Source organism: Pseudomonas sp. Y39-6, from assembly GCF_023651955.1.
GTDB classification, from domain to species: Bacteria; Pseudomonadota; Gammaproteobacteria; order Pseudomonadales; family Pseudomonadaceae; genus Aquipseudomonas; species Aquipseudomonas veronii.
Window position 1 is genome coordinate 543098 of the sequence record NZ_CP069594.1, and the last position, 23526, is coordinate 566623.

Annotated in this window: 21 protein-coding genes; 16 read left to right on the forward strand and 5 right to left on the reverse strand. The window is 62.4% G+C overall.

What is annotated here, in order from left to right:
• From waaC to JN756_RS02380, 13 genes are all read left to right on the forward strand, one after another.
• Positions 1–1062 (forward strand): lipopolysaccharide heptosyltransferase I, encoded by a 1062-nt coding sequence (waaC, locus tag JN756_RS02320; RefSeq protein ID WP_046384936.1) that lies wholly within the window; start codon positions 1–3, stop codon positions 1060–1062.
• Positions 1062–2186, forward strand: coding sequence for a glycosyltransferase family 4 protein (locus JN756_RS02325; protein ID WP_201021751.1), 1125 nt, complete (start codon positions 1062–1064; stop codon positions 2184–2186). Before waaC ends, JN756_RS02325 begins: the two co-directional genes overlap by 1 nt.
• Entirely contained in the window at positions 2183–2989 is an 807-nt protein-coding gene (rfaP, locus tag JN756_RS02330; protein ID WP_057003655.1) for a lipopolysaccharide core heptose(I) kinase RfaP, read from the forward strand. Before JN756_RS02325 ends, rfaP begins: the two co-directional genes overlap by 4 nt.
• On the forward strand, positions 2989–3723 hold the full coding sequence (locus JN756_RS02335; RefSeq protein WP_046384933.1) for a lipopolysaccharide kinase InaA family protein: 735 nt from the start codon (positions 2989–2991) through the stop codon (positions 3721–3723). The genes rfaP and JN756_RS02335 overlap by 1 nt, the downstream gene beginning before the upstream one ends.
• Positions 3720–4472, forward strand: coding sequence for a lipopolysaccharide kinase InaA family protein (locus JN756_RS02340; protein ID WP_177029548.1), 753 nt, complete (start codon positions 3720–3722; stop codon positions 4470–4472). Before JN756_RS02335 ends, JN756_RS02340 begins: the two co-directional genes overlap by 4 nt.
• Positions 4472–5923, forward strand: a complete 1452-nt coding sequence (locus JN756_RS02345) for a lipopolysaccharide kinase InaA family protein (protein ID WP_126588436.1) — start codon at positions 4472–4474, stop codon at positions 5921–5923. Before JN756_RS02340 ends, JN756_RS02345 begins: the two co-directional genes overlap by 1 nt.
• A 399-nt stretch (positions 5924–6322) precedes the next feature.
• A complete protein-coding gene (locus tag JN756_RS02350; protein WP_046384930.1) occupies positions 6323–6631 on the forward strand; it encodes a hypothetical protein in 309 nt (102 codons plus the stop codon).
• Positions 6632–6972: 341 nt separating this feature from the next.
• On the forward strand, positions 6973–7326 hold the full coding sequence (locus tag JN756_RS02355) for a YceK/YidQ family lipoprotein (protein WP_057003658.1): 354 nt from the start codon (positions 6973–6975) through the stop codon (positions 7324–7326).
• 142 nt (positions 7327–7468) lie between these two features.
• Positions 7469–9226, forward strand: a complete 1758-nt coding sequence (locus JN756_RS02360) for a carbamoyltransferase family protein (protein ID WP_017849797.1) — start codon at positions 7469–7471, stop codon at positions 9224–9226.
• Positions 9227–10123 carry an antimicrobial resistance protein Mig-14 gene (locus JN756_RS02365; protein WP_126588435.1) on the forward strand — a complete coding sequence of 299 codons (897 nt, stop codon included), beginning with the start codon at positions 9227–9229 and terminating at the stop codon, positions 10121–10123.
• The gene (locus JN756_RS02370; RefSeq protein ID WP_126588434.1) at positions 10120–11526 is read left to right on the forward strand and encodes a PIG-L deacetylase family protein; all 1407 of its coding nucleotides are present in this window, start codon (positions 10120–10122) and stop codon (positions 11524–11526) included. Before JN756_RS02365 ends, JN756_RS02370 begins: the two co-directional genes overlap by 4 nt.
• An 87-nt stretch (positions 11527–11613) precedes the next feature.
• Positions 11614–12762: a glycosyltransferase family 4 protein gene (locus tag JN756_RS02375; protein WP_017849794.1), complete on the forward strand. Its 1149-nt coding sequence runs from the start codon at positions 11614–11616 to the stop codon at positions 12760–12762.
• The gene (locus JN756_RS02380; protein ID WP_169864673.1) at positions 12759–13640 is read left to right on the forward strand and encodes a glycosyltransferase; all 882 of its coding nucleotides are present in this window, start codon (positions 12759–12761) and stop codon (positions 13638–13640) included. The genes JN756_RS02375 and JN756_RS02380 overlap by 4 nt, the downstream gene beginning before the upstream one ends.
• A gap of 54 nt (positions 13641–13694) precedes the next feature.
• On the opposite strand, the gene JN756_RS02385 is transcribed toward JN756_RS02380, so the two are convergent.
• Entirely contained in the window at positions 13695–15557 is a 1863-nt protein-coding gene (locus JN756_RS02385; RefSeq protein WP_201021752.1) for a bifunctional O-antigen ligase/aminoglycoside phosphotransferase family protein, read from the reverse strand.
• 159 nt (positions 15558–15716) lie between these two features.
• Here JN756_RS02385 and msbA point away from each other — a divergent pair, with 159 nt between their 5' ends.
• Positions 15717–17522, forward strand: a complete 1806-nt coding sequence (msbA, locus tag JN756_RS02390) for a lipid A export permease/ATP-binding protein MsbA (protein ID WP_046384924.1) — start codon at positions 15717–15719, stop codon at positions 17520–17522.
• A gap of 127 nt (positions 17523–17649) precedes the next feature.
• The gene (hldE, locus tag JN756_RS02395) at positions 17650–19074 is read left to right on the forward strand and encodes a bifunctional D-glycero-beta-D-manno-heptose-7-phosphate kinase/D-glycero-beta-D-manno-heptose 1-phosphate adenylyltransferase HldE (RefSeq protein WP_026140386.1); all 1425 of its coding nucleotides are present in this window, start codon (positions 17650–17652) and stop codon (positions 19072–19074) included.
• A gap of 33 nt (positions 19075–19107) precedes the next feature.
• Here the strand turns inward: hldE and JN756_RS02400 are convergent, their stop codons facing one another.
• From JN756_RS02400 to JN756_RS02415, 4 genes are all read right to left on the reverse strand, one after another.
• Positions 19108–20073, reverse strand: coding sequence for a hypothetical protein (locus JN756_RS02400; RefSeq protein ID WP_017849789.1), 966 nt, complete (start codon positions 20071–20073; stop codon positions 19108–19110).
• Positions 20074–20113: 40 nt separating this feature from the next.
• Positions 20114–20926, reverse strand: a complete 813-nt coding sequence (locus tag JN756_RS02405) for an aldo/keto reductase (RefSeq protein WP_201021753.1) — start codon at positions 20924–20926, stop codon at positions 20114–20116.
• Positions 20923–22098: an NAD(P)/FAD-dependent oxidoreductase gene (locus JN756_RS02410; RefSeq protein ID WP_177029545.1), complete on the reverse strand. Its 1176-nt coding sequence runs from the start codon at positions 22096–22098 to the stop codon at positions 20923–20925. The genes JN756_RS02405 and JN756_RS02410 overlap by 4 nt, the downstream gene beginning before the upstream one ends.
• A gap of 86 nt (positions 22099–22184) precedes the next feature.
• Positions 22185–22520, reverse strand: coding sequence for a DMT family transporter (locus tag JN756_RS02415; RefSeq protein ID WP_026140385.1), 336 nt, complete (start codon positions 22518–22520; stop codon positions 22185–22187).
• A 103-nt stretch (positions 22521–22623) separates the two neighbouring features.
• Here JN756_RS02415 and JN756_RS02420 point away from each other — a divergent pair, with 103 nt between their 5' ends.
• The gene (locus JN756_RS02420) at positions 22624–23514 is read left to right on the forward strand and encodes a LysR family transcriptional regulator (RefSeq protein WP_017849785.1); all 891 of its coding nucleotides are present in this window, start codon (positions 22624–22626) and stop codon (positions 23512–23514) included.
• Positions 23515–23526: the final 12 nt, after the last annotated feature.

Here is a 23526-nt window from a genome sequence, read left to right on the forward strand (position 1 = left end):
TTGCGGGTACTGGTAATCAAGACCTCATCCCTGGGCGACGTGATTCATGCGTTGCCGGCACTGACCGATGCGGCGCGGGCGATCCCGGGCATTCGATTCGACTGGGTGGTGGAAGAAGGCTTTGCCGAGATCCCCACCTGGCACCCGGCGGTGGACAAGGTGATCCCGGTGGCGATTCGCCGCTGGCGCAAGAACCTCTGGCAAACCTTCAAAAGTGGCGAATGGCGGCGCTTCAAGCAGCGTATCCAGTCAACCAAATACGACCTGGTGATCGACGCCCAGGGCCTGCTCAAAAGCGCCTGGCTGACCCGCTACGTGCGCGCCCCGGTGGCCGGGTTTGACAAAAACTCGGCGCGTGAACCGATCGCGGCGCGCTTTTATTCGCGGCGCCTGGCCGTGGCCCGCGGGCAGCACGCGGTGGAGCGCCTGCGCCAGCTGTTCGCCGTGGCCCTCGGCTATGACTTGCCCAAGGCCCTGGGCGACTACGGCCTGAGCGTCGACAAGCTGCTCGGCCTGCCGCCGAAAAAGCCGTTTGTGTTGTTGCTGCACGGCACCACCTGGGACACCAAGCACTGGCCCGAAGCCTACTGGCGCGAGCTGGCCGAGCGCATGGGCCGCCTGGGTGTGGACGTGAAGTTGCCATGGGGCAATGCCGCCGAAAAGGCCCGCGCCGAACGCCTGGCCCAGGGCCTGGACAACGCCGAGGTGCTGCCCAAACTGAACCTGGCCGGCGTCGCCCGCGTGCTCGCCGGCGCCCGCGCCTGCGTTGCGGTGGACACCGGCCTCGGGCACCTGGCCGCAGCCCTGGACGTGCCGACCATTTCGCTGTTCGGCCCCACCAACCCCGGCCTGACCGGCGCCTACGGCAAGAGCCAGATTCACCTGGCCAGCGACTTCCCGTGTGCGCCCTGCCTGCTGAAACAGTGTACCTATCAACCCACGGCCGACGATCTGCGTCGGTTCGACATCAAGCGCGAATCGCCCCTGTGCTTCACGCGGCTGAACCCTGAGCGTGTGGCGAGCCGGCTGAGCACGTTGTTACTGGCCGAGGAGATGCACTGATGCAACTGGCGTTTGTTCTGTACAAGTATTTTCCGTTCGGTGGCTTGCAGCGCGACTTCATGCGTATCGCCCTGGAGTGCCAGCAGCGCGGTCATCAGATCCGTGTCTACACCCTGATCTGGGAAGGCGATGTACCGCCCGGCTTCGAAGTGCTGGTGGCGCCGGTCAAGGCGCTGTTCAACCATCGCCGCAACGAAAAACTCTACGCCTGGATTCAGGCCGACCTGGCCAAGCGCCCGGTGGACCGCGTGGTCGGGTTCAATAAAATGCCCGGGCTGGACCTGTACTTCGCCGCCGATGGCGTGTTTGAAGACAAGGCACAAACCCTGCGCAACCCGATGTACCGCTGGTTCGGCCGCTACAAACACTTTGCCGAGTACGAGCGCGCCGTCTTCGAACAGAGCGCCAAGACCCAGATCATGGTGCTCTCGGCCCATCAGCAGGAATTGTTCACGCGTTACTACGGCACCCAGGCGCAGCGCTTTCATTTGCTGCCGCCGGGCATCGCTCGTGACCGGCGCGCGCCGCCGAATGCCGCGCAGGTCCGCGCACAGTTTCGCGATGAGTTCGGCCTGGCCGAGGACGATTTGCTGTTGGTGCAGATCGGTTCCGGCTTCAAGACCAAGGGCGTCGACCGCAGCCTCAAGGCTGTGGCCGCATTGCCGTCGGCGCTGAAGAAACGTACCCGGCTGTTTGTAATCGGCCAGGACGACCCCAAAGTATTCCAATTACAGAGCGCCGCACTGGGCCTGGGCGAGCAAGTGCATTTCTTCAAGGGGCGCAGCGATATTCCGCGCTTTCTGCTGGGGGCCGACCTGTTGATCCACCCGGCCTACAACGAAGCGGCCGGCATGGTGCTGATCGAGGCGGTTGTCGCCGGCCTGCCGGTGCTGGTGAGCAAGGTCTGCGGTTATGCCTTCTATATCGACAAGGCCGGCAATGGCCGGGTGTTGGACGAGCCGTTCGAACAGGCTCAACTCAATCAATACCTGGTCGATATGCTCGACGATCCACAAGCGCGCGCGACCATGAGTCGCAATGGTCTGGCCTTCGCCGAGACGGCCGACCTCTATAGCATGCCGCAGTACGCTGCGGACCTGATCCTGGCGGAGCCGAACCGATGAAGTTGATGCTTGCCGAACCGTTCAAGACCCTTTGGGCCGGACGCGATGCGTTCGCCGAAGTCGAGAAGCTGGACGGCCTGGTGTACCGCGAACTCGATGCCCGTCGTACCTTGCGTACAGAGGTCGAGGGCCGCGGTTATTTCGTGAAGATTCACCGTGGTATCGGCTGGGCCGAAATCCTCAAGAACCTGATCACCGCGAAGTTGCCGGTATTGGGCGCCGGCCAGGAATGGCGGGCGATCCAGCGCTTGCAGCAAGTCGGCGTGCCGACCATGACCGCCGTGGCTTATGGCGAAAAGGGCAGCAACCCGGCCGACCAGCATTCGTTTATCGTCACCGAAGAGCTGGCGCCCACCGTCAGCCTCGAAGACCTGAGCATGGACTGGCTCAAGCAACCGCCATCGTCAGTCATCAAGCATGCGCTGATCGCCGAAGTGGCGCGCATGACCGGCATGATGCACCGCGCCGGGGTCAACCATCGCGACTGCTATATCTGCCATTTCCTGCTGCACACGGACAAGCCGCTGGTGGCCGATGATTTCAAGTTGTCGGTGATCGATCTGCACCGTGCGCAGGTGCGCTCGAAGATCCCGCTGCGCTGGCGCAACAAGGACCTGGCGGCGCTGTATTTTTCGGCGCTGGATATCGGCCTGACCCAGCGTGACAAGCTGCGTTTTCTCAAGGGCTACTTCCAACAGCCGTTGCGCCAGATTCTCGCCGAAGAGGCCGCACTGCTGCAGTGGCTGGAGCACAAGGCGGCCAAGCTCTACGCGCGCAAACAACGTTACGGGGATGCGCTCTGATGGCGGGTTGGAACCTGGAACCCGCATACGCCGGCCTCGCGGATGATTTTGGAAGCCTTGAAGCGGTGTTCGCCCTGCAAGGCGAGCGGCTGACCCGCGACCCGCTGTCGGAAGTGATCCGGGTGGCGCGCGGCGGGGTCAATTATTACGTCAAGCGCTACGTCGGTGCCGGCAAGGGCCTGCGCCGCTACCTGGGCAAGCCGCGGGTGAAGTCCGAGTGGCAGAACCTCAAGCGTTTCGCCAAGTGGGGCATTCCCACCGCCGACGTGGTCGCCTGGGGCCTGGAGCGCAATGGCCTGGCCTACGCCCGGGGCGCGCTGATCACCCGTGAGTTGCCCAAGACCGAAGACTTGTCGGTGCTGGCCGAGCGCAGCGACGTGCGCCTCAAAGACCCCAAATGGGTCGATGCGGTCAGCCGCCAGCTCGCCGAATACACGCGTACCATGCACGATCATCACTTCACCCATAACGACTTGAAGTGGCGCAACCTGCTGATCGACGACCAGCACACCCTGTACCTGATCGATTGCCCCAACGGCGATTTCTGGCGCGGGTTCTGGCTCAAATACCGCATCACCAAAGACCTGGCCTGCCTGGACAAGGTGGCCAAGTATCACCTGTCGGCCACCCAGCGCCTGCGCTTCTACCTGCAATACCGCCAGCGCGCGCACCTGAGTGCGTCGGACAAACAGCGAATTCGCCATGTGGTGAAGTTTTTCGAGGGACGCGAATGAGTGATTTCCTGGCGGCCGAAGACCGCGCTCTGCTGGAGCGCAACGGTCTGGCCAGTTTCGATGCCCTGTGGGCCAAGCAACTGGACGCGGTGGACGAGCCGAACACCAGCCGTGGCGGCTGGAGCAGCGTGTTCCGCCTGGAGCTCGACGGCCACGGTTACTACCTCAAGCGCCAGAGCAACTACCTCACGCGCAGCTTGCACCGACCGTTTGGCGAGCCGAGTTTTTCCCGCGAGTTTCGTAACATCAGCCGTTATCGCGCGTTGGGTATCCCGGCCTTGCAGGCGGCGTTCTACGGTGAGCGCAAAGTCGCTGGCGAGCACCGCGCGATGCTGTTGACCCGCGCCCTGGACGGCTGGAATGACCTGGACTCGTTGCTCGAACAGTGGCCGCAACTGAGCGACGCCCAGCACCGTGCGATCCTGTTGGCCTGCGGCCAATTGGCGCGCCGTCTGCACGGCGTGGGACAGGTCCACGGGTGTTTTTACCCCAAGCATATTTTCCTGCAGGCCACCGGCGACGGTTATGCCGCGCAGTTGATCGACCTGGAGAAAACCCGCCCACTGCTGTTTGGCTGGCGTGACCGGGTCAAGGACCTGGAGCCGCTGTTGCGCCGTGCGCCGCAGTGGTCGGATGCGCAAACGCGTCACCTGCTGGCGGCGTATCTGGAACAACCTGAAGACAGCCCGCTGGTCGCCACCTGGCAGCAGCGCCTGACCGCTCGCCGCAGCCACAAGGAGCACCGTTGATGCGTTTATCCGCGCTGAAACAGGCCGGCCGCAGCCCAAACCTGCCGCTGACCATCGAACTGGCGGACGCCGCAGGCCCTGGTCAATTGCAATTGCTCAGCCTGTTGCGCGTGTTGCCGGGCCAGCGCTATGTGGGCGCCGGTGTCTGGCGCGGTCGCGCGGTGTTGGCCAAGTTGTTGGTGGGCAGCAAGGCGGCGCGGCATTTTCAGCGTGAGCTCAACGGCGTGCGCCTGCTGGCCGAGCAAGGCCTGACCACGCCGCTGCTGCTGGCCGACGGTTTGCAGGAAGGCGAGGGCGGTTGGCTGCTGTTTGAGTTTATCGACGGCGCCGAAAGCCTGGCCGATGCCTGGCAAGCGGTCGAAGGCCTGCCGCCGTTGGCCGATGAGCAGACCGCTGTGCTCGCCGAAGCGCTGGACGCGATCGCCCGCATGCACGCCAAGGGCCTGTGGCAGGAAGACCTGCACCTGGACAACCTGCTGCGCCAGGGCGGCAAGCTGTACCTGATCGATGGTGCCGGGATCTGCGTGGAACAGGCGGGCCAGCCGCTGTCGCGCAACCGGGTGCTGGAAAACCTCGGGGTGTTTTTCGCCCAGTTGCCGAAAAACCTCGCGCCGTTTACCGAAGAGTTGCTGGTGTATTACCTGCTGAGCAACGGCGAGCATGCGTTACCGCTCGAAGCCCTGGAGAAGCAGGTGCGCAAGGTCAGCGCCTGGCGCCTGAAGGACTTCCTCGACAAGGTCGGCCGCGAATGCACACTGTTCAGCGTGGTGCGCGGCGCGTTTGGCTTGCGGGCGATCCGTCGCGAGGAGGAGCGCGCGATGCTGCCGGTGCTGGAGCAGGCCGATGCCTTGCTCGACCAGGGGCATTTGTACAAGACCGGCGGTGCGGCCAGCGTGGCCAAGGTCGAAGTGGCCGGCCGGCCGCTGGTGATCAAACGCTACAACATCAAGGGCTTCGCCCATTGGCTCAAGCGTTTCTGGCGCCCGAGCCGCGCCTGGCATTCCTGGCGCGAAGGCAATCGCCTGGCGTTCCTCGGCATTGCCACACCCAAGCCGCTGGCCGTGCTGGAAAAGCGCTTTTTCTGGCTGCGCAGCCGCGCTTACCTGGTCACTGAATACCTGCCGGGGCCGGACATCATCGAGCGCTTCGCACCGTATGTGGAGCAGGGCGACGCGCCTGAAAACGAACTGCTGGCGCTGGACCACCTGTTCGCCGAGCTGATACGCGAGCGCATTAGCCATGGCGATTTCAAGGGCCATAACCTGTTCTGGCACGACGGCCGCTGGGCCTTGATCGACCTGGATGCGATGCGCCAGCATCGCTCCGACGCCAGCTTCGCCGCGGCGTTTGCCAAGGATCGCGCACGCTTCATGCGTAATTGGCCGCAAGGCAGTGCGCTGTATCAGGTCATCGATCAGCGTTTGCCGAAGGAAGTCGGCGGCGCCGGCTGACGGTCGAGCGGGTTTTTCAGGTAGGACGCGGTCAAGTGTGGGGGCGGGCTTGCAGGGGCCTGTCCCCCAGCAGCCAGTTGGCCTGCACGAACTGCTCGAATCTGGCAATTATGTATCATTTTATACAATGCCCGGTTGCGAGGCTGTCTTGATACGGGTTGCGGGCTTTAAGTAAGTTAGAAGTTGAAACGGATTCGGCGGATAGCGCGAAGTGTGCTGGCTTATATCAGACTTGTCCTAGAGCAATTTATTGGGGCAAGGTATTTGTTTGGTTGTATTGTACTTCTTGTTTTAAACGGATACATGTGTGGCGCATGTTGCGGGTTGAGCATTCTTTTGTCGTTCTATAAATTTGTTCTACAGCCGATGAGGTTGTTCAATTATTTATAGGAGGTTTTTATGTCGTCTATCAATGCTAACTCAAACGTGGCTGCTGATTATCAGAGGTACGAAAATAATAACTTTAATGAGAAGGGGCAAAACAATCCGCTGGATCAGGCGGCCGGGGAAGATGCTGAGTATTTGGGTGCGCAAAATCAGCCGATTGATCATGAGATTCAATCCGACGGTAATGGTGGTTTCTATCAGCCGGGTACGGGCAGGGGGCAGCCGGGTAATGGTGAGCCAGGGTTAGGAAGCATCAACGTTGGAGCGGGGCATCAAATTGACTTTGATGGTGCGGAGCCTCCGCGGTCGCTGCACTATTAAGGCGCCCGTGGGCGTGTAACGTCGAAAAGAATGCTGCTGCATGGGTATGCGCAGCATTCATGTCGTCTCGTTGTTATTGCGTTTTTTGGGTAATGGGTTTCATGCCGTTGATCATGTTGATAGTTGCAGGTGCGGTTTAAAGGAAGGGTTGGTTTGAACGTTAACCAAGCGTATTGATTTGCCCGTCAGTGCTCTTTGCTCCGGTGTGTTCGCGGCGCGAAGCAACTAATCCTGTATTGTCTTATCGGAACTTTCTCACATGACGTATCGGTGTGCCGGTGTAGGCTATCTTCGCTGGCGATGTTAGTGTGGTCGACCCTCTATGCTGAACGGTGTCGTTCATGATCCGTATGTACCCTGTGTTGCTTGCTGCTCTCCTGGCAATCTCCGGTTGCGGGACCATCAACACCGTCTTTCGCCCGGACGCTGTCGCCAGCCAGAACCTCAAGGAGTCGCGCAGCTACTGCGAAAATATCCCGCGCATCTACAGTGGGGTGATCTACGGGTTTTGTACGCTCAATGCTGAGCCCGCCCCAGAAAAAAGCCTGAATGACCGAGCCCTGTCGGACCACGAGAACAATGCTTTCCCGATCATCGCCATCGAGTTCATCGGCTCTGGCGTGCTGGACACCCTGGTCCTGCCCTACACGATCTACCGTCAGAACAAGGACGGCAGCATCGAGATCTTCCGCTGAACCTCCTCGACGCTCGCCGCTAACAGCTTCCTCCTGCTTTTGAGCTATAATCCCGCCCTTTAGCTGTTTCTCGCCCAGGCGAGAGGCACACTTTTTTCAGGCGTAACGCGCCTGCATGCAGACTAAAAGAGGCTAGACCCCTGTGGCATTGACGATTCTTGGCCTGTCCGGCGCCCTTAGCCATGATCCTTCCGCAGCCCTGTATATCGACGGCAAGCTGATCGCGGCCGCCGAAGAAGAACGCTTCGTGCGCGACAAGCATGCAAAGCACCGCATGCCCTACGAATCGGCGAAATTCTGCCTGGAACAGGCCGGCATCAAGCCCTCCGACGTTGATGTGGTCGCGATCCCGTTCGCCCCGATCAGCCTGTTCGGCGAAGCGCGCTGGCACTATGCCAAGCGTTACTGGTACGCCCCGGACCGCGCTCTCGATGCGATCCTGATGGGCAACCGGCGCTACAAGCGCTACCGCAACAAGATCGTCTGGTGCCTGGAACAGCTGGGCTTCGATCCGAAGAAAATCAAGATCGAGCCGGTTGAACACCACTTGGCCCACGCCTCCAGTGCCTACCACTGCTCCGGCTTCAAGGAGAAAACCGCGATCCTGGGGATCGACGGCAAGGGTGAGTACGCCACCACGTTCTTCGGCTACGGCGAAAACGGCAAGATCCACAAGATCAAGGAATTCTACGATCCGGACTCCCTCGGCGGCCTGTACGGCGCGGTCACCGAGTTCCTCGGTTTCGAGATGCTCGACGGCGAGTTCAAGGTCATGGGCATGGCGCCTTATGGCGATGCCAGCAAGTACGATTTCTCGCGCCTGGCCTCCTTTGAAAACGGCGAGCTGGTGATCAACACCGACTATGCCAACGTCATCGGCCTGCGTCGTTATAAAGAGAAGGGCAAGGGTTTCTACTTCTCGCCCAAACTGATCGAGTGGCTGGGGCCCAAGCGCGAAGGCGACATCGCCGACGAACCGTACATCCACTACGCGGCCAGCATGCAGGCGCTGTTCGAGAAGCTGTCCCTGCAGATGATCGACTACTACCTGGGCGACATCCTCAAGGAAACCGGCAAGCTGGCCTTCGCCGGCGGCTGTGCGCTGAACGTCAAGCTGAACCAGAAGATCATTGCCCGTGACGACGTGAAAGAGCTGTTCGTGCAACCGGCGTCCGGCGATGCCGGCACCGCCGTGGGCGCCGCCGCTTACGTGTCCAACGCCCGTGGTGTGCCGGTGGAGAAGATGGAACACGTCTACCTCGGCCCGTCCTACAGCAACGAAGACGTGATCGCCGCTTGCGCCAAGCACCCGAGCAAGCCGGACTGGCGCAAGATCGACAGCATGCCTAAACGCATCGCCAAGATCATGGTCGACGGCAACCCGGTGGCCTGGTTCCAGGGGCGCATGGAGTTTGGCCCGCGTGCCTTGGGCGGTCGTTCGATCATTGGCTGCCCGAGCGCTACCGGCGTGGCGGACCGCATCAACCATCAGATCAAGTTCCGCGAGCGCTGGAGGCCTTTCTGCCCGTCGATGCTCGACACCGTGGCCCCGCTGATGATCAAGGTCGATCACCCGGCGCCGTTCATGACCTTCACCTTTGAAGTGTCGGAAGAGTGGAAAACCCGCGTGCCGGAAGTGGTCCATGAGGATGGCACGTCCCGCGCCCAGGTGCTCAAGCGCGAATACAACCCGCGCTACTACGACATGATGAAAGAACTCGAAGTGCTGACCGGCAACGGCGTGTCCCTGAACACTTCGCTCAACCGTCGTGGCGAAGCGATGATCTGCTCGCCGACCGATGCGCTGAACATGTTCTTCGGTTCCGACCTGCAGTACCTGATCATGGAAGACATCCTGGTGGTCAAGGACGGCGTGGACCCTTATGACGCTGTGGTTTAAATGCTGAATCGCTTCCAGGGTTGGCGTGAACGCGGCTGGGTACCTGTCGAGGCCGAGGTCTACGCCCAGGCCTGGCAGCGGTTTGGCGGCAGCGTGGCGACGCATCCGCTGATCGTCGAACGGTTGGCGGACCTGGCGCAGATTCCGGTGCGCTACCTGGGCTGGGAGCAGGACGGCGAACTCAAGGGCGCGATTGCCACTTGGGGGCGCGACCTGGCCTTGTCCAAGGACGTGCTCAAGCGGCGCGGCAAGAAAGGCGTGTTCGATCTGGGCAATGCCGAAATCATCCTGCCGATCGCCGCCGACGCGCAGTTGCCGGTACGCCACCGTGGGCGCTACCTGTCGGCGTTGAACGAGGGGCGCGTCAGCACCCTCAAGCCCCAGGCCGAGCAGTTGGCCATGGCGCGCACCCCGGAAGACCTGTCGAAGAAGTTTCGCTACAACCAGCGCCGCGAATTGCGGTTGCTCGAAGAAGCCGGCGGCGTGGTGCGGGCGGTGAGTGAGTTTTCCAGCGGCGAGCTGGCGGCGATCTACTGCGACCTGTTCCAGCGCCGCTGGGGCTTCCCGGCCACCGGCGCCGAGCATCTGGCGCAGGTGCTGGGCTTGCTCAAGGAGTTCCTGGTGGGCTCGGTACTGTTTCTCAACGATGCGCCGATTGCCGTGCAACTGGTGTATCGCGTCGAGGCGCCCGAGTGGGTCAGCATCGAATACGTCAACGGCGGTGTCGACCCTCAGACCCGTGAGTTCAGCCCCGGCAGCGTGTTGAGTTTCCTCAATACGCAAAGCGCCTGGGAACAGGCGCGGGCCGTGGATAAACCGCTGCGCTTTTCCTTCGGGCGCGCCGACCGTGAATACAAGGAGCGCTGGTGCAACCCGGTGCCGGTGTTCAGCCTATGAGCCGCAAGCAGCAACTGCTCAAGCGTCATCGGCGCACCAAGCGCATCGCGCTGCTGATTGGCTTGCTGGTGCTGATCGCGGCCGGTGTGCTCGTGGCCTGGTGGCTGCCGTTGATTCTGGCGGTGGTGCTGTGGGCGGCCCATGAAGCCTGGTTTGCCGATCATCTGTTCTATTCGCCCAACGAGGATTATGCCTACGCATTCCCTCACGGCAGTGAAGTGCCAGGCCTGCGCCTGGACGCGGGGCGGCTGCTGCTGGACGCGCCGCTGGCGGCGGACGACACCCTGATCGTCGGCATCGAGCTGCGCAGCTCGTGGCTCGGGCGTTTCATCGACCCGGCGGTGGAACTGCTGGGCCTGCAAACGCCGGACCGGCAAGTGTTCGAGCGCGGCGTCGGCGGGCGCCGTTACCTCAATCTGACCGGCGCCGCCGAGGCATTGGCCGCCGGCAAACTGCGGGTGCGCGGGCGTTTTTGCCGGATCAACGGCCAGCCGACGCTGTGGCGTTTCCGTCAGCCGGATTATCGCCAGCAACGTGTGATGGTGATTGCGCCCCATGCCGACGACGCCGAACTGGCGGCCTTCAGCCTGTACAGCCAGGCGGCCGAAAGTTGGATCGTCACGTTGACCGCCGGTGAAATCGAAGCCGAGCATTATCAACAGATGGGCCTGCCCAAGGCGCAAGCGGCGCAACTCAAAGGGCGCCTGCGGGCCTGGGACAGCATTGCCGTGCCGCGCTGGGCCGGCGTTCCCGAAGCACAGTGCGTGCAATTGGGCTACTTCTGCATGCAGTTGGCGGCCATGCAGGCCGCGCCGGACCAGGCTCAAGCCTCCCGCGAGGCGCAATTGAGCGATACGCGGCTGTTTCGTCAGTTCAATGCCTTTGCGCTGCCCGGCGACGTGGACGGCGCGCCGACCTGGCACAACCTGATCGCCGACCTGCGCGCGCTGCTGCTCAAGGCGCGACCGCAGGTGATCGTGCTGCCGACGCCGTTGCTCGACCCGCACGCCGACCATATCTGCGCTCACGCGGCGATACTGGAAGCCCTGGAAGGCCTGGCGTGGCAGCCCGACACATTGCTCGGCTACGCCAATCACTTGCATGATAACGACCGCTGGCCCATGGGCGACTCGGGCGCCGGCGTGGCCCTGCCGCCGCGTTTCGACACCGCGGACGAACTGGTCCCCTGCAGTTTCACGCTCGCCTTGAGTCAGCAGCAGGACAAGGCCATGGCCCTGGGCATGATGCACGACCTGCAACCGCGCGCGCCGTTCAAGCGCCGTGTGCGTCGCTGGTTGCAACAGGTGCTGGCCGGGCGTAGCCCATCGCCATACGGAGAGAACGAATTCTTCCGCAAGGCTGTGCGTCGGCATGAATTGCTGTGGGTCCTGAAACAGGACTGAGACCTTATTTACGGCAGACCGCATCCGTTTGCCGCACCATTTTTTGCCGGGCTGCGCGCCCGCAGCCAGATCGCTGCATGGAGAGTTATGAAGCCTCGTTTCAAGGTTTTGCAGTTACAGCCGGACTACAACGTCAAGACCAATGACTTCGCCGACCTGGGTGAGCAGATCGTCAAATCGTTGCCGGTTGAACGCTTCGAGGTGACATCGGGGTATCTCAGTGGCCGCCCGTTACCGGGCCAGCCGCTGAGCGTGGCCGAGCACTCCCACTATTTCGAACTGCCGGAGAAGTCCCTCAAGGGCATCCGCTTTGGCGCCATGTGGCAGATCTACAAGTATTGCCGCGAGCAGAAGTTCGATGTGGTCATCTGCAACCGCTTCAAGTCGGTGAACATGATGCTGTCCCTCAACCGCTGGTTGAAGATCCCGCTGTGCATCGGCATCTCCCATGGTTTCGGCGAGTACGCCCGTGGCTACCGCCGGCGTCAGACCCAGCGCTGGGTGAGCCCGGCGTGGCGCTTCGTCGGCGTGTCGGAGGCGGTGCAGGAGTACCTGGTGGCGCTCAATTGCGGGTTCACCCGTGAAAACACCACCTATGTCACCAACGCCATCGACATCCCGCAGGCAGAAGCCTTGCAGTTGCCGCGCGATGAAGCACGCAAGGCCCTGGGCCTGCCGCTGGACGCGCGGATGATCGGCGCCCTGGGCCGCCTGGTGCCGATCAAGGGCCACACGCATCTGCTGCAGGCGTTTGCCACGCTCAAGGACAAATACCCGCAGGCACAGGTGGGGATCATCGGTTCCGGCCGCGCCGAAGCCGACCTGCGTGCCGACATCGAGCGCCTCGGCCTGACCGGTCGCGCGCACCTGTTGGGGTTCCGTGAAGACGGCATGAAGTACGTGCGCGGTTTCGATATCTGGACCATGCCGTCGCTGTTCGAAGGCCTGGGCCTGGCGCTGCTGGAAGGCATGAGCGGGCATTTGCCGGTGATCGCCTCCAACGGCCCGGCGATGCTGCCGCTGGTGCAGGGCGCGGGCGGGCTGTCTCACGATCCGGGCAACGTCGAGCAACTGGCTGCGGCGCTGGATACTTACCTGGCACTGAGCGATGAGCAATTGCGTGCCAAGGGCGAGGAGGTGTTCCGTTACCTGGTAGCCAACCACACTCTGGACGAGTTCAAGCACAAGTACCTGACCCTGATTGAAACCGGTTTGCGTGAAGTAGGTAGAGCATGAATCAGCCACAACCCCTGGTCTCGGTGATCATCGCGTCCTACAACCATGGCCCGTACATCGAGCAGAGCATCCTCAGCGTGCTGGGGCAGACCTACGCGAACATCGAACTGTTGGTGGTCGACGATGGCTCCAAGGACGACAGCGTCGAGCGCATCCGGCGCTTGCAGGCCGAGCACGGCTTTGATTTCCAGGTCCAGCAGAACCAGGGGCTGACCAATACGCTCAACGGCGCGATCGCCCGGGCCAAAGGCACGCTGATCGCGCCGTTCGGTTCCGACGACATCATGTTGCCCGAGCGCATTGCGGCCCAGGTCGCCTATATGGAAGGCAAGCCCAAGGTCGGCATCTGCGCGGGCAACATCGAGTTGATCGATGGCGATGGCCAGCCCTATCCCGACAGGAAGCAGCACCGGGACCTGCCGTTTCGCAGCCTGGACTTCGATGACCTGTTCCTGGACCGCAAGCCGTTCCCACCAGCACCGACCCTGTTGATCCGCCGCGAAGCGCTGGAGCAGGTGGGGGGCTTCGATCCGCTGATTCCGCTGGAAGACTTGCTGATCGAATTGAAGATCACCCACGCCGGCTACACCATCGACGTGTTGAACATGGTCATGGCGCGCTATCGCCAGCACGCCACCAACACGTACAAGAACCATCGCTACATGATTCAGAACATCCTCAAGACTTATGGATTGTTCAGCGAACACCCGTCGTATGACGCGGTGCGCTACAACTTCCTCAACTCGATGTTCCTCAAGACCGCCGACCGTGACCGGCCGCTGGCGCGGGAGATCCTCAAGCAGATCCCGTTGAAGTTCTGGGGGCGCAAGACCCTGCGCGGGCTGGTGCGGTTGTACCTGGCGCCCCTCAGAAGCTGAGGCGGCGGTGGCAGTGAAAAAGGCGACTATCAGCAGTGATAGTCGCCTTTTTTATCAGGCAGCCGGGCTAGCCAGGCCCTGGACCTGCTCGCGGATTTTTGCCGTGGCTTTTGGGCTGGCGATGCTGGCGTAACCCTTGGCCAGTTGCTCGAAGTGCGTTTCGAACAGCCAGTTACGGTCCTGCGGGTAACGTTGCATATGGCGCAGGTTGCGTTGGCGCAAGGCATTGCGCAGGGCCGACGGGAAGATGCGCAGGTCGGCGATATCGATCAGCGCGAACTCGCCGTCATCCATCAGCAGCACGTTGCCCAGGTGCAGCGAGCGGAAGTACACACCACGCTCATGCAATTGGGCCATGAATCGACCGAAGCGCTCGATCAGCGATTCGCGCAGGCTGCTGTCCAGGCTTTGCAGGGCCTGGCGCAGGGTCAGGCCGGGCAGTGGCGAGTAGGTGACGGCGCTGCTGGCGTCGCGCAGACCGTACACGCCGAGGATCTGCGGGGTGGGAATGCCCAGGCTGCGTAATTGTTCGGCGTTGCTGGCAAACCGTTCTGAGTAAGGGTTGAAGCTGCCCGAGGTGTACCAGCGGCGTGCGCGGAAAACCTTGAGGAAACTGCCGTCTTCCAGGCGCAGGACTTTCGGGCCCAGGCCGTCGGCTTCAATCACATGGGCGTTGTGGCACAGTTGATCGAAGGCCTCGGCCTTGAGGGTTTGCACCGGCATGCGCAGCAGGCTGTGACGGCGCTGGGCGATGCTCAGGCCGGCGATGATCGCCAAAGGAATCCACAGCAGGAACCAGTGTTCCTTGGGCCGCGACAGGATGCCGCCGCCCTCGGTCAGGCCGGCGCCGATGCCGTAGGCCAGCAGGGAGGACGCAAGGATGAACAGCGGTTGCGCCCGCTCTTTGAGGCTTTTGTACAGGCCCCAGCCGAGCATGAAGATCCACGGGATAAAGCCGATGATGCCGACGTAATACAGCACGCCCAGGGCAAAGCTATGGGGTTCGCGCAGTTGGTAGCCGTTGGCCAGGGTCAGGTACAGCTCGGAGTCGTAGCTGTGGCCGATCCACGGGTGTTCGGCGATGCGCTGCAGCGTCATGCTCCACAGTTCGAAGCGGAACGAACTGCCACGGTTGGTGATCAGTTCAGGGTAGAACAGCAAGAGCGCCGCCGCGCCCAGGACCAGGCCCGCGATCATCATGGCCGAGCGGCGGTTGCGGCTGACAAAACTCATCCACAGGAGGGCCAGGGTCAGGGCCACCAACGGTGTGCGGGAACCGGTGGCCAGGACCGCGGCGGTCATGATGGCCAGGGCCGGTATGCTGAACCACAACACCGGTAAGCGCTGGCTGGTCATGCAGACATACAACCAGTAGACGCTGAAAAAACCGAACACGTGGGAGCTGAGCAGCGGGTTGTCGAGGGCGCCGCGGCCGCCGATCATGCGTATTTCAAGGCCCGGCTCAAACCCCTTGGCGAAGGCCACCAGGTCACACAGGGTCGCCACCAGTGCGATCACTGCCGCACTGAAGAACACGGGCTTGAACAGGTCGTTGCGGTAATGCAGCAACAGCCCGCAGCCGGCAAACAACATGAACGTGTGCAGCGGTCGCTTGAACAGGTCGGTGTCGGGATGAAACTCCGGGCTCCAGAACAGGCTGGTCAGGGCCCAGGCGGAGAAGACCAGGAATGCGATGGCCAGCGGCTCACGCAGCAATTCCATGAATTCCCTGGGGCGCAGGCACAACAGCAACAAGGTCGGCGCGCTGAACAGGACGTAGTAGAACCTGTGCAGCACGTTGCGATTGGTGACGAAGAACAGCGAACTCAGCAGAAGCAACAAGCCAATGGGCAAAATCCATAGGACCAGGAAGTCGAAGACGCGATTTGAGCCATAAGTAAGACGCTTGCACTGCATACGGTAAAAGCCATTTCAGAAATAGAAAGCCGACCATCTTAAAGTAGTGGCTATATAATGTCGCCGGTTGGATTTCGCCGGCCCGCGGGTCATGTGGGGTGCAAGTACAACAGAGAAGCTGTGCTAAAGTCAGCCTCCTTTTTTAAAACGCCGCGTGATATGACCGACTCCAGTCCGAGCGCAAGCCCTTCGAGCTTGAAAATATACTTCCGCCTGCTCAGTTACGTCAGGCCCTATGCGGGTTTGTTCGCGCTGAGTATTGTCGGATTTCTGATTTTCGCGTCGACCCAGCCGATGCTGGGGTACATCCTCAAGTACTTTGTCGACGGCCTTTCGAACCCGCAAGCCGTGTTGTTCCCCAGCGTGCCGTTCCTGCGCGACCTGCAATTGCTGCAGGCCGTGCCGCTGCTGATCATCCTGATCGCCGCCTGGCAGGGCCTGGGTTCGTTCCTCGGTAACTACCTGCTGGCCAAGGTTTCCCTGGGCCTGGTCCACGACCTGCGGGTGCAACTGTTCAACAACCTGCTGACACTGCCCAACCGCTACTTCGACAATCACAACTCCGGGCACCTGATTTCCCGCATCACCTTCAACGTGACCATGGTCACGGGGGCGGCGACCGATGCGATCAAGGTGGTGATTCGCGAAGGCATGACCGTGATCTTCCTGTTCGCTTCGCTGCTGTTCATGAACTGGCGTCTGACGCTGGTGATGATCGCCATCCTGCCGTTGATTGCGGTGATGGTCAGCACGGCCAGCAAGAAATTCCGCAAACAGAGCAAGAAGATCCAGGTGGCCATGGGCGACGTGACCCACGTGGCGTCTGAGACCATCCAGGGTTACCGCGTCGTGCGCAGCTTCGGCGGCGAGATCTACGAGGAAAAACGCTTCCTCAAGGCCAGCCAGAGCAACACCAACAAGCAACTGCGCATGACCCGCACCGGGGCGATCTACACCCCGGCGCTGCAACTGGTGATCTACACCGCCATGGCCGTGCTGATGTTCCTGGTGCTTTACCTGCGCGGCGACGCATCGGCGGGCGACATGGTGGCCTACATCACTTTGGCCGGTCTGCTGCCTAAGCCGATCCGCCAGTTGTCGGAAGTCAGTTCGACCATCCAGAAGGGTGTGGCGGGCGCCGAGAGTATTTTCGAACAGCTGGACGAAGAGGCTGAAGTCGACAACGGCACGATCGAGCGCGACAAGGTCAGCGGCCATCTGGAAGTGCGTCACCTCAACTTCACCTATCCCGGCACCGAACGTCCTGTACTCAAGGACATCAGCTTTACCGCCGAGCCTGGGCAGATGATCGCCCTGGTGGGGCGCTCGGGCAGCGGCAAGTCGACCCTGGCCAGCCTGATCCCGCGTTTCTACCACCATGCAAGCGGTGAAATCCTGCTCGATGGCGTCGAGATCGAAGACTACAAACTGCTCAACCTGCGCAAGCACATCGCCCAGGTGACCCAGCACGTGACCCTGTTCAGCGACACGGTGACCAACAACATCGCCTACGGCGACCTGGCCGGCGCACCACGGGCCGACGTCGAAGCCGCCGCGATGGATGCCAACGCCAAGGACTTCATCGACCAGTTGCCTAAAGGCTTCGACACCCAGGTCGGCGAAAACGGCGTGCTGCTGTCCGGCGGTCAACGCCAGCGCCTGGCAATTGCCCGCGCCCTGCTCAAGAATGCGCCGCTGCTGATTCTCGACGAGGCCACCTCGGCCCTCGACACCGAGTCCGAGCGCCACATTCAGGCGGCGCTGGACAAGGTCATGCAAGGCCGCACGACCCTGGTGATCGCGCACCGCCTGTCCACCATCGAGAAGGCCGACCTGATCCTGGTGATGGACGACGGGCGTATTGTCGAGCGCGGCACCCACGGTCAATTGCTTGCACAGAACGGCTACTACGCCCGCCTGCATGCCATGGGCCTGGATGCCCCGGTGTCGGCGGATATCACCTGATACCCTTGGTGGGGCGGGCAATCCGCCTCACCAACGTTCCTGCAACATCTTCTGTCACACCCCCACAAGCCTTCTGTAACCCTGTGCTAATATCGCGCCCCTGTTCATTTTGTATGTGGGTTGCTCCATGAAGTTGTCCATGCCGCGATTCGATCAAGCCCCTGTCTTGGTGGTCGGCGATGTCATGCTCGACCGTTACTGGCATGGCGGAACCTCACGGATTTCCCCTGAGGCGCCGGTACCGGTAGTCAAGGTCGAGCAAATCGAAGACCGTCCAGGCGGCGCTGCCAACGTTGCCCTCAATATTGCCGCCCTCGGCGCCCCTGCCTCCCTGGTGGGCGTGACCGGCGACGACGAAGCCGCCGACAGCCTGGCCAACAGCCTGCGCGGTGCCGGCGTGCGCGCGCTGTTCCAGCGCATCGCCCATCAGCCGACCATCGTCAAGCTGCGGGTCATGAGCCGTCACCAGCAATTGCTGCGCATCGATTTCGAAGAACCCTTCGCCACCGACGCCCTGGCCCTCAGCGCGCAGGTCGATGAGTTGCTCGAAGGCATCAAGGTGCTGGTGTTGTCCGACTACGGCAAAGGCGCACTGAAGAACCACCAGATGCTGATCCAGGCCGCCAAGGCCCGCAATATTCCGGTGCTGGCCGATCCCAAGGGCAAGGACTTCTCGATTTATCGCGGCGCCAGCCTGATCACGCCGAACCTCAGCGAGTTCGAAGCCATCGTCGGCGGTTGCGCCGATGAGCACGAACTGGTGAGCAAGGGCGCGACGCTGATGGCCGAACTGGACCTGGGCGCCTTGCTGGTGACCCGTGGCGAGCACGGCATGACCTTGCTGCGCCCGGGCTATGCGGCGATGCACCTGCCAGCGCGTGCGCGTGAAGTGTTCGACGTCACCGGCGCCGGCGACACCGTGATTTCCACCCTGGCCGCCTCCATCGCGGCCGGCGAGGAATTGCCCCACGCCGTGGCCCTGGCCAACCTGGCAGCGGGCATCGTGGTCGGCAAGCTCGGCACCGCCGCGATCAGCGCGCCCGAACTGCGCCGTGCGATCCAGCGTTCCGAAGGCTCGGAGCGTGGGGTGTTGAGTCTCGAGCAATTGCTGCTGGCGATTGACGACGCGCGCGCCCACAACGAAAGCATTGTGTTCACCAATGGCTGTTTCGACATCCTGCATGCCGGTCATGTGACGTACCTGGAACAGGCGCGCGCCCAAGGCGATCGCCTGATCGTCGCGGTCAATGACGATGCGTCGGTCAGCCGCCTGAAAGGTCCGGGCCGCCCGATCAACAGTGTCGACCGACGCATGGCGGTCCTGGCCGGCTTGGGTGCGGTGGACTGGGTGATCAGCTTCCCCGAAGCCACCCCGGAAAACCTGCTGGCCCAGGTCAAGCCCGATGTGCTGGTCAAGGGCGGCGACTATTCCGTCGACCAGGTGGTCGGCGCCGACATCGTCAGCGCCTACGGCGGCAAGGTCAAAGTGCTGGGGTTGGTTGAGAACAGCTCGACGACCGCGATCGTGGAAAAAATCCGCAATCACGAATAAGGCTTGCGGCCGTAGGAGCGGGCCTGCTCGCTCCTACGGTCTGGCCTTCTTTGGCACGATCTTGCGCAACATCTGCCGGGCCTTGCCGGTCAGGCGCTTGAGCTTCGACTCTTTCTCCGGGACGGCCAGGCCTTGCTGCCTGAGCCAATCCTTCCAACGAATCCGCTCGTCGCGCACCACCCAGCCGTCCTGCTGGGCGAAGCTCTCCGCCAGGTACAAACCCCGCGTGCTCGCCGGGTACAGCTGATCTTTCTTGACCGTATACAGTTCGGCGAGCGGCTGCCCGTCCTTCAAGGGCATCAGGTACAGGTCCGGGCGCTGGCGGTCCAGGCGCGCGACCAGTTGATCGCCTTCGAGTCGCTCATCCACATGGAACAGGCTCAAGGATTTGGCTTCCTTGGGCACCTCCAGGCGCAAGTCATAAATCAATTGCAGCGAGGCCGTAGGCAAGTGGACGTAGGCCCGTGGGCGCTCGATCAGTTGCGTGGTCGCGCATCGCACCGGGCGGGCCGCGCCGGACAAGGGGCTCAAGCGAAACGGCAAGGCTTCGCGGTAGTGCAGCGCGGCGGAGTAGGGCGCCGGCAGCCAGGTGTCGTTGAAGCGCCCGCTGAGCCAGCCTTCGGGCGTCTCCAGCAGGCACTCTTCGGCGATTTCCTGGATGGCGGTGTGCAGCGGCAGGTTCAGCTCATGGGCGGGGACGTAGCCGGAAATCAGCTTGAGCACCACGTCGCCACGGTCCTGGCGGCGTTGGCGCACCAGCACCCAGTAATCCTTGTTTTGCCAATGCAGGGTCAAACGCACCGACACGCCGAGGTTGGCCAGCTCGAGGGCGAAACGCTCCGGGTCTGTCACTTCTACCGGCTTGCGCCGTTGCAGGGTCTGGGCAAAGTTGAGCGGCATGCCGACGCTCTGGTAGCTCAGGCCTTCGGGGGTGGCTTCGACATGCAGTGGCAGAGTCTTGAAGTTGCTGGGGTTTTTTCTTATGAGCGTTCGCGACATGTCGGCTCCTTCTTACGTCGGGGCGGCCGCGTCGGCGGCATCAGAGTTGACGAATGACCTGGGCAGCGGTCGCCACGTTGTGAGCCAGGTGCAGCGGATTAATGGTCCCGACAATAGCACTGGCGACACCCGTTTGCGCAAACAACAACATGAAACTGGCACGTATGGGGTCCATTCCCGGTTCCAGGCAGACGTGGCCGCTGGCGAGGGCTTTTTTCACCAGGATGCCTTTGCCATGGGCGGCCGCATAATCAATGACGGCTTTCTCGGCCTGTTCGTTCAGATTGTAGGTGACCATTGCGCAATCGCCCTGTTCCAGAGCCTTCACGCCGCCTTCGACGGTTTTGCCGGAGAAGCCGAAACCGCGGATTTTGCCCTCTCGTTTCAAGTCCGCGAGGGTCTGGTACACCTCGCAGTCGTTGAGAATGTGCAGGTCGTTGCCGTCGGAATGCACCAGCACCAGGTCGATAAAGTCGGTTTCCAGTCGTTTCAGGCTGCGTTCGATCGACATCCGGGTATGGGCCGCGCTGAAGTCGTGACGGGACACGCCGTTGTCGAATTCTTCGCCGACCTTGCTGACAATCACCCACTCGTTGCGCTGGCCCCGCAACAGCGGCCCCAGGCGTTCTTCGCTGCGGCCATAGGCCGGCGCGGTATCGATCAGGTTGATGCCCAACTGACGGGCCTGGCGCAGCAGCAGGCGCGCTTCGTCGTCATCGGGAATCTGGAAGCCGCTGGGGTATTTCACCCCTTGGTCGCGACCGAGCTTGACGGTGCCCAGGCCCAGCGGCGACACCAGCAGGCCGGTACTGCCCAGCGAGCGGTGCAGGTCGTGCAGGGTGGGCAGGCTCATGGCAACAGTTGCTCCCAGGCCGGTTGGCCGATGGCGGGTTTGGGCAGCTCGGGCAGCGGGGTGGCGGGGCCGGGTTGGATGCCATCGCGTTCGAGGGCGTGGAGCACCCGGTCGGCGAAGTCCGGTGCCAGGGCCAGCTTGGTCGGCCAGCCCACGAGCAGGCGGCCCTGTTCGGCGAGGAAGGCGTTGTCGGGGCGAGTCAGGCCCGATTGCAGCGGCTCGGCACGTTCGACGCGAAGGGTGGCCCATTCGGTGTGGCTCATGTCGATCCACGGCAGCAGAAGCGCCAACTCGTGCTGCGCGGTGGCGATCTGTTCCTGTGGCGTGCGTGCTACGCCGTCGGCCTCGGCGATGTCGCCGCCGATGTACCACACCCAGTTGCCATCGGCGGCCGGGTGCGTGGTCACGGTGAGGCGCGGTTTGGTGCCGCCGCCCAGGCAGTGGGCGTACAGCGGTTTCAGGCCTGGGCCTTTGGCGATGATCATGTGCAGCGCACGCTTTTGCATGGCCGGCTCGCTCAGGCCCAGAGCGGCGAGCAGATCGGCAGTGCCGCCGCCGGCGCTCAAGACGATGCGCTGGGCGCGGATCTCGCGGCCGTCGACTTTCAGACCGACCAATGCGTCGTTTTCCCGCAGCGGTTCGATGTGTTGTCCGGCGAGCAAACCATCGCCGGCCAACTGCGCCAGGCGTCCGATCAGGCTCGGCACGTCGACCACCAATTCCGACAGGCGATAGACCTTGCCCTTGAAGCGGCGGTCTTGCAGGGCTGGCGGCAGGGCGTCGCCCTTGACCTGATCGACGCGGCCGCGCACGGCCTTGCTGGCGAAGAAGCTGGTGAGGTTGCCGGCGAGCGTGCCAGGGGACCACAGGTAATGGGCTTCGGATAGCAGGCGCACGCCGGTCAGGTCCAGTTCGCCGTGACCGGCCAGGGCCTCACGCCAGCGCCGCGGCATATCGGCAATCGCTTCGGAGGCGCCGGTGAGTGCACCGTGCAGCGCGTATTTCGCACCGCCATGAATGATGCCTTGGGACTTCACGCTTTGCCCGCCTCCCAGGGTGGCGTTTTCCACCACCACCGTGGAAAACCCCTGGCGGCGCAGGCGCGCATTCAGCCAGAGGCCGGCAACTCCGGCGCCGACAATCAGAACGTCGGTGGAAATAACGGATGGCATGGGCAACCTCAGTGTTCAAATCAAGGTGCCAAGTATACAGACTCAACGAATGGATCTTTGCGCGGGATCAATATTGACGCGTGAGGTCAGTGCCCCGCCGTTTTCGAGAACAGTTGAATCACCACCACGCCCAACACAATCAAGCCCATCCCCAGCATTGCCGGCAGATCGAGCTTCTGCCCATAGATGAACAGCGCCGCGACGCTGACCATCACGATGCCCATCCCAGCCCACACGGCATACGCCACGCCGACCGGCACTGTACGCACCACCAGGGTCAGCATCCAGAACGCCACGCCGTAGCCGACGATCACCAGCAGCAGTGGGATCGGTGTGCTCCAGCCCTTGATGGCTTTCATGGAAACGGTGGCGATGACTTCCGAGCAGATGGCGATGGCCAGGTAGTAGTAGGCAGGGGTCATGGTGCGGTCCTCGGTGTGTAGCGCGCTGGATAAGGTCGGCATTCTAGAGGCTCGTCAGATGGGGTAAAGTCATTACCTATCCGAATTAAAGATGGGTTGTGCCATGAATGTGCAGTGGAACCTGGAACAGATGCGCCTGTTCGTCAGCGTCGCCGAGCAGCGTTCTTTTTCGGCGGTGGCGCGTCAGCAGCGCAAGGCTCAGTCGGCGGTCAGCAACGGGATCGCCTTGCTGGAAGCGGACCTGGGCGTCAGCCTGTTCGAACGAAGCAGCGGCCGCCAGCCGCGCTTGACCGAAGCCGGCACGGTGCTGCTCGAAGAGGCTCGGGAAGTGCTGCGCCAGTGCGAACGCCTCAATGGCCGCGCACTGTCGTTGGTGCGCGGCGAAGAAGCCTGCCTGCGCCTGGCCCAGGATGAAGCGATGCTGTACCAGCCGGTCCTCGACAGTCTCGACGCCTTGGCCGGCCAGTTTCCCAACCTCGAGGTGCAGCTTTCCAGCGCTGCCCAGGGCGATGTCGCACGCAAACTGGTGGAGCGCAGGGCCGACCTGGGCATGTTGTTCTATCACGATCAAATCCCCGAAGCGTTGGAGCGGCGGGTCGTCGGCAGTGTGGAAATGGTCACGGTGTGCGGGCGTCGCCATCCGCTGGCGGCGCAGCAAACCGTGGACTGCCAGGGGTTGGCGCAGTATCGCCAGTTGCTGATGTCGACCCAGACCAGCGTCTACCCCGGCAGCGAGGCCGCCAGCCCGCAGGTGTGGCGCGCCGACAGCTTCTACGTGCTGGCCGAATGGCTTATCCGTGGCCTGGGTTGGGCCTGGTTGCCCCGGCATGTGGTGCAATACCCCGCGTACCAGAACCAAATGGTCGAACTCGACAGCGAATGGACCCCGCCGGCGCTTGTGGTCGAGCTGGTGTGGCGCCGCGATGAACCCCTGGGCCCTGCCGCGCGCTTTCTCGCCGAGCGTTTTGCCGAGTGCTTGCAGGCGATCGATTGAAAAAGCCGATAA

Excerpts from the sequence above, each read along its gene's own strand:
- JN756_RS02325 (WP_201021751.1), top strand. The coding sequence starts at position 1,062 with ATGCAACTGGCGTTTGTTCTGTACAAGTATTTTCCGTTCGGTGGCTTG.
- rfaP (WP_057003655.1), top strand. The coding sequence starts at position 2,183 with ATGAAGTTGATGCTTGCCGAACCGTTCAAGACCCTTTGGGCCGGACGC.
- JN756_RS02335 (WP_046384933.1), top strand. The coding sequence starts at position 2,989 with ATGGCGGGTTGGAACCTGGAACCCGCATACGCCGGCCTCGCGGATGAT.
- JN756_RS02340 (WP_177029548.1), top strand. The coding sequence starts at position 3,720 with ATGAGTGATTTCCTGGCGGCCGAAGACCGCGCTCTGCTGGAGCGCAAC.
- JN756_RS02345 (WP_126588436.1), top strand. The coding sequence starts at position 4,472 with ATGCGTTTATCCGCGCTGAAACAGGCCGGCCGCAGCCCAAACCTGCCG.
- JN756_RS02350 (WP_046384930.1), top strand. The coding sequence starts at position 6,323 with ATGTCGTCTATCAATGCTAACTCAAACGTGGCTGCTGATTATCAGAGG.
- JN756_RS02355 (WP_057003658.1), top strand. The coding sequence starts at position 6,973 with ATGATCCGTATGTACCCTGTGTTGCTTGCTGCTCTCCTGGCAATCTCC.
- JN756_RS02365 (WP_126588435.1), top strand. The coding sequence starts at position 9,227 with ATGCTGAATCGCTTCCAGGGTTGGCGTGAACGCGGCTGGGTACCTGTC.
- JN756_RS02370 (WP_126588434.1), top strand. The coding sequence starts at position 10,120 with ATGAGCCGCAAGCAGCAACTGCTCAAGCGTCATCGGCGCACCAAGCGC.
- JN756_RS02375 (WP_017849794.1), top strand. The coding sequence starts at position 11,614 with ATGAAGCCTCGTTTCAAGGTTTTGCAGTTACAGCCGGACTACAACGTC.
- JN756_RS02380 (WP_169864673.1), top strand. The coding sequence starts at position 12,759 with ATGAATCAGCCACAACCCCTGGTCTCGGTGATCATCGCGTCCTACAAC.
- JN756_RS02385 (WP_201021752.1), bottom strand. The coding sequence starts at position 15,557 with ATGCAGTGCAAGCGTCTTACTTATGGCTCAAATCGCGTCTTCGACTTC.
- msbA (WP_046384924.1), top strand. The coding sequence starts at position 15,717 with ATGACCGACTCCAGTCCGAGCGCAAGCCCTTCGAGCTTGAAAATATAC.
- hldE (WP_026140386.1), top strand. The coding sequence starts at position 17,650 with ATGAAGTTGTCCATGCCGCGATTCGATCAAGCCCCTGTCTTGGTGGTC.
- JN756_RS02400 (WP_017849789.1), bottom strand. The coding sequence starts at position 20,073 with ATGTCGCGAACGCTCATAAGAAAAAACCCCAGCAACTTCAAGACTCTG.
- JN756_RS02405 (WP_201021753.1), bottom strand. The coding sequence starts at position 20,926 with ATGAGCCTGCCCACCCTGCACGACCTGCACCGCTCGCTGGGCAGTACC.
- JN756_RS02410 (WP_177029545.1), bottom strand. The coding sequence starts at position 22,098 with ATGCCATCCGTTATTTCCACCGACGTTCTGATTGTCGGCGCCGGAGTT.
- JN756_RS02415 (WP_026140385.1), bottom strand. The coding sequence starts at position 22,520 with ATGACCCCTGCCTACTACTACCTGGCCATCGCCATCTGCTCGGAAGTC.
- JN756_RS02420 (WP_017849785.1), top strand. The coding sequence starts at position 22,624 with ATGAATGTGCAGTGGAACCTGGAACAGATGCGCCTGTTCGTCAGCGTC.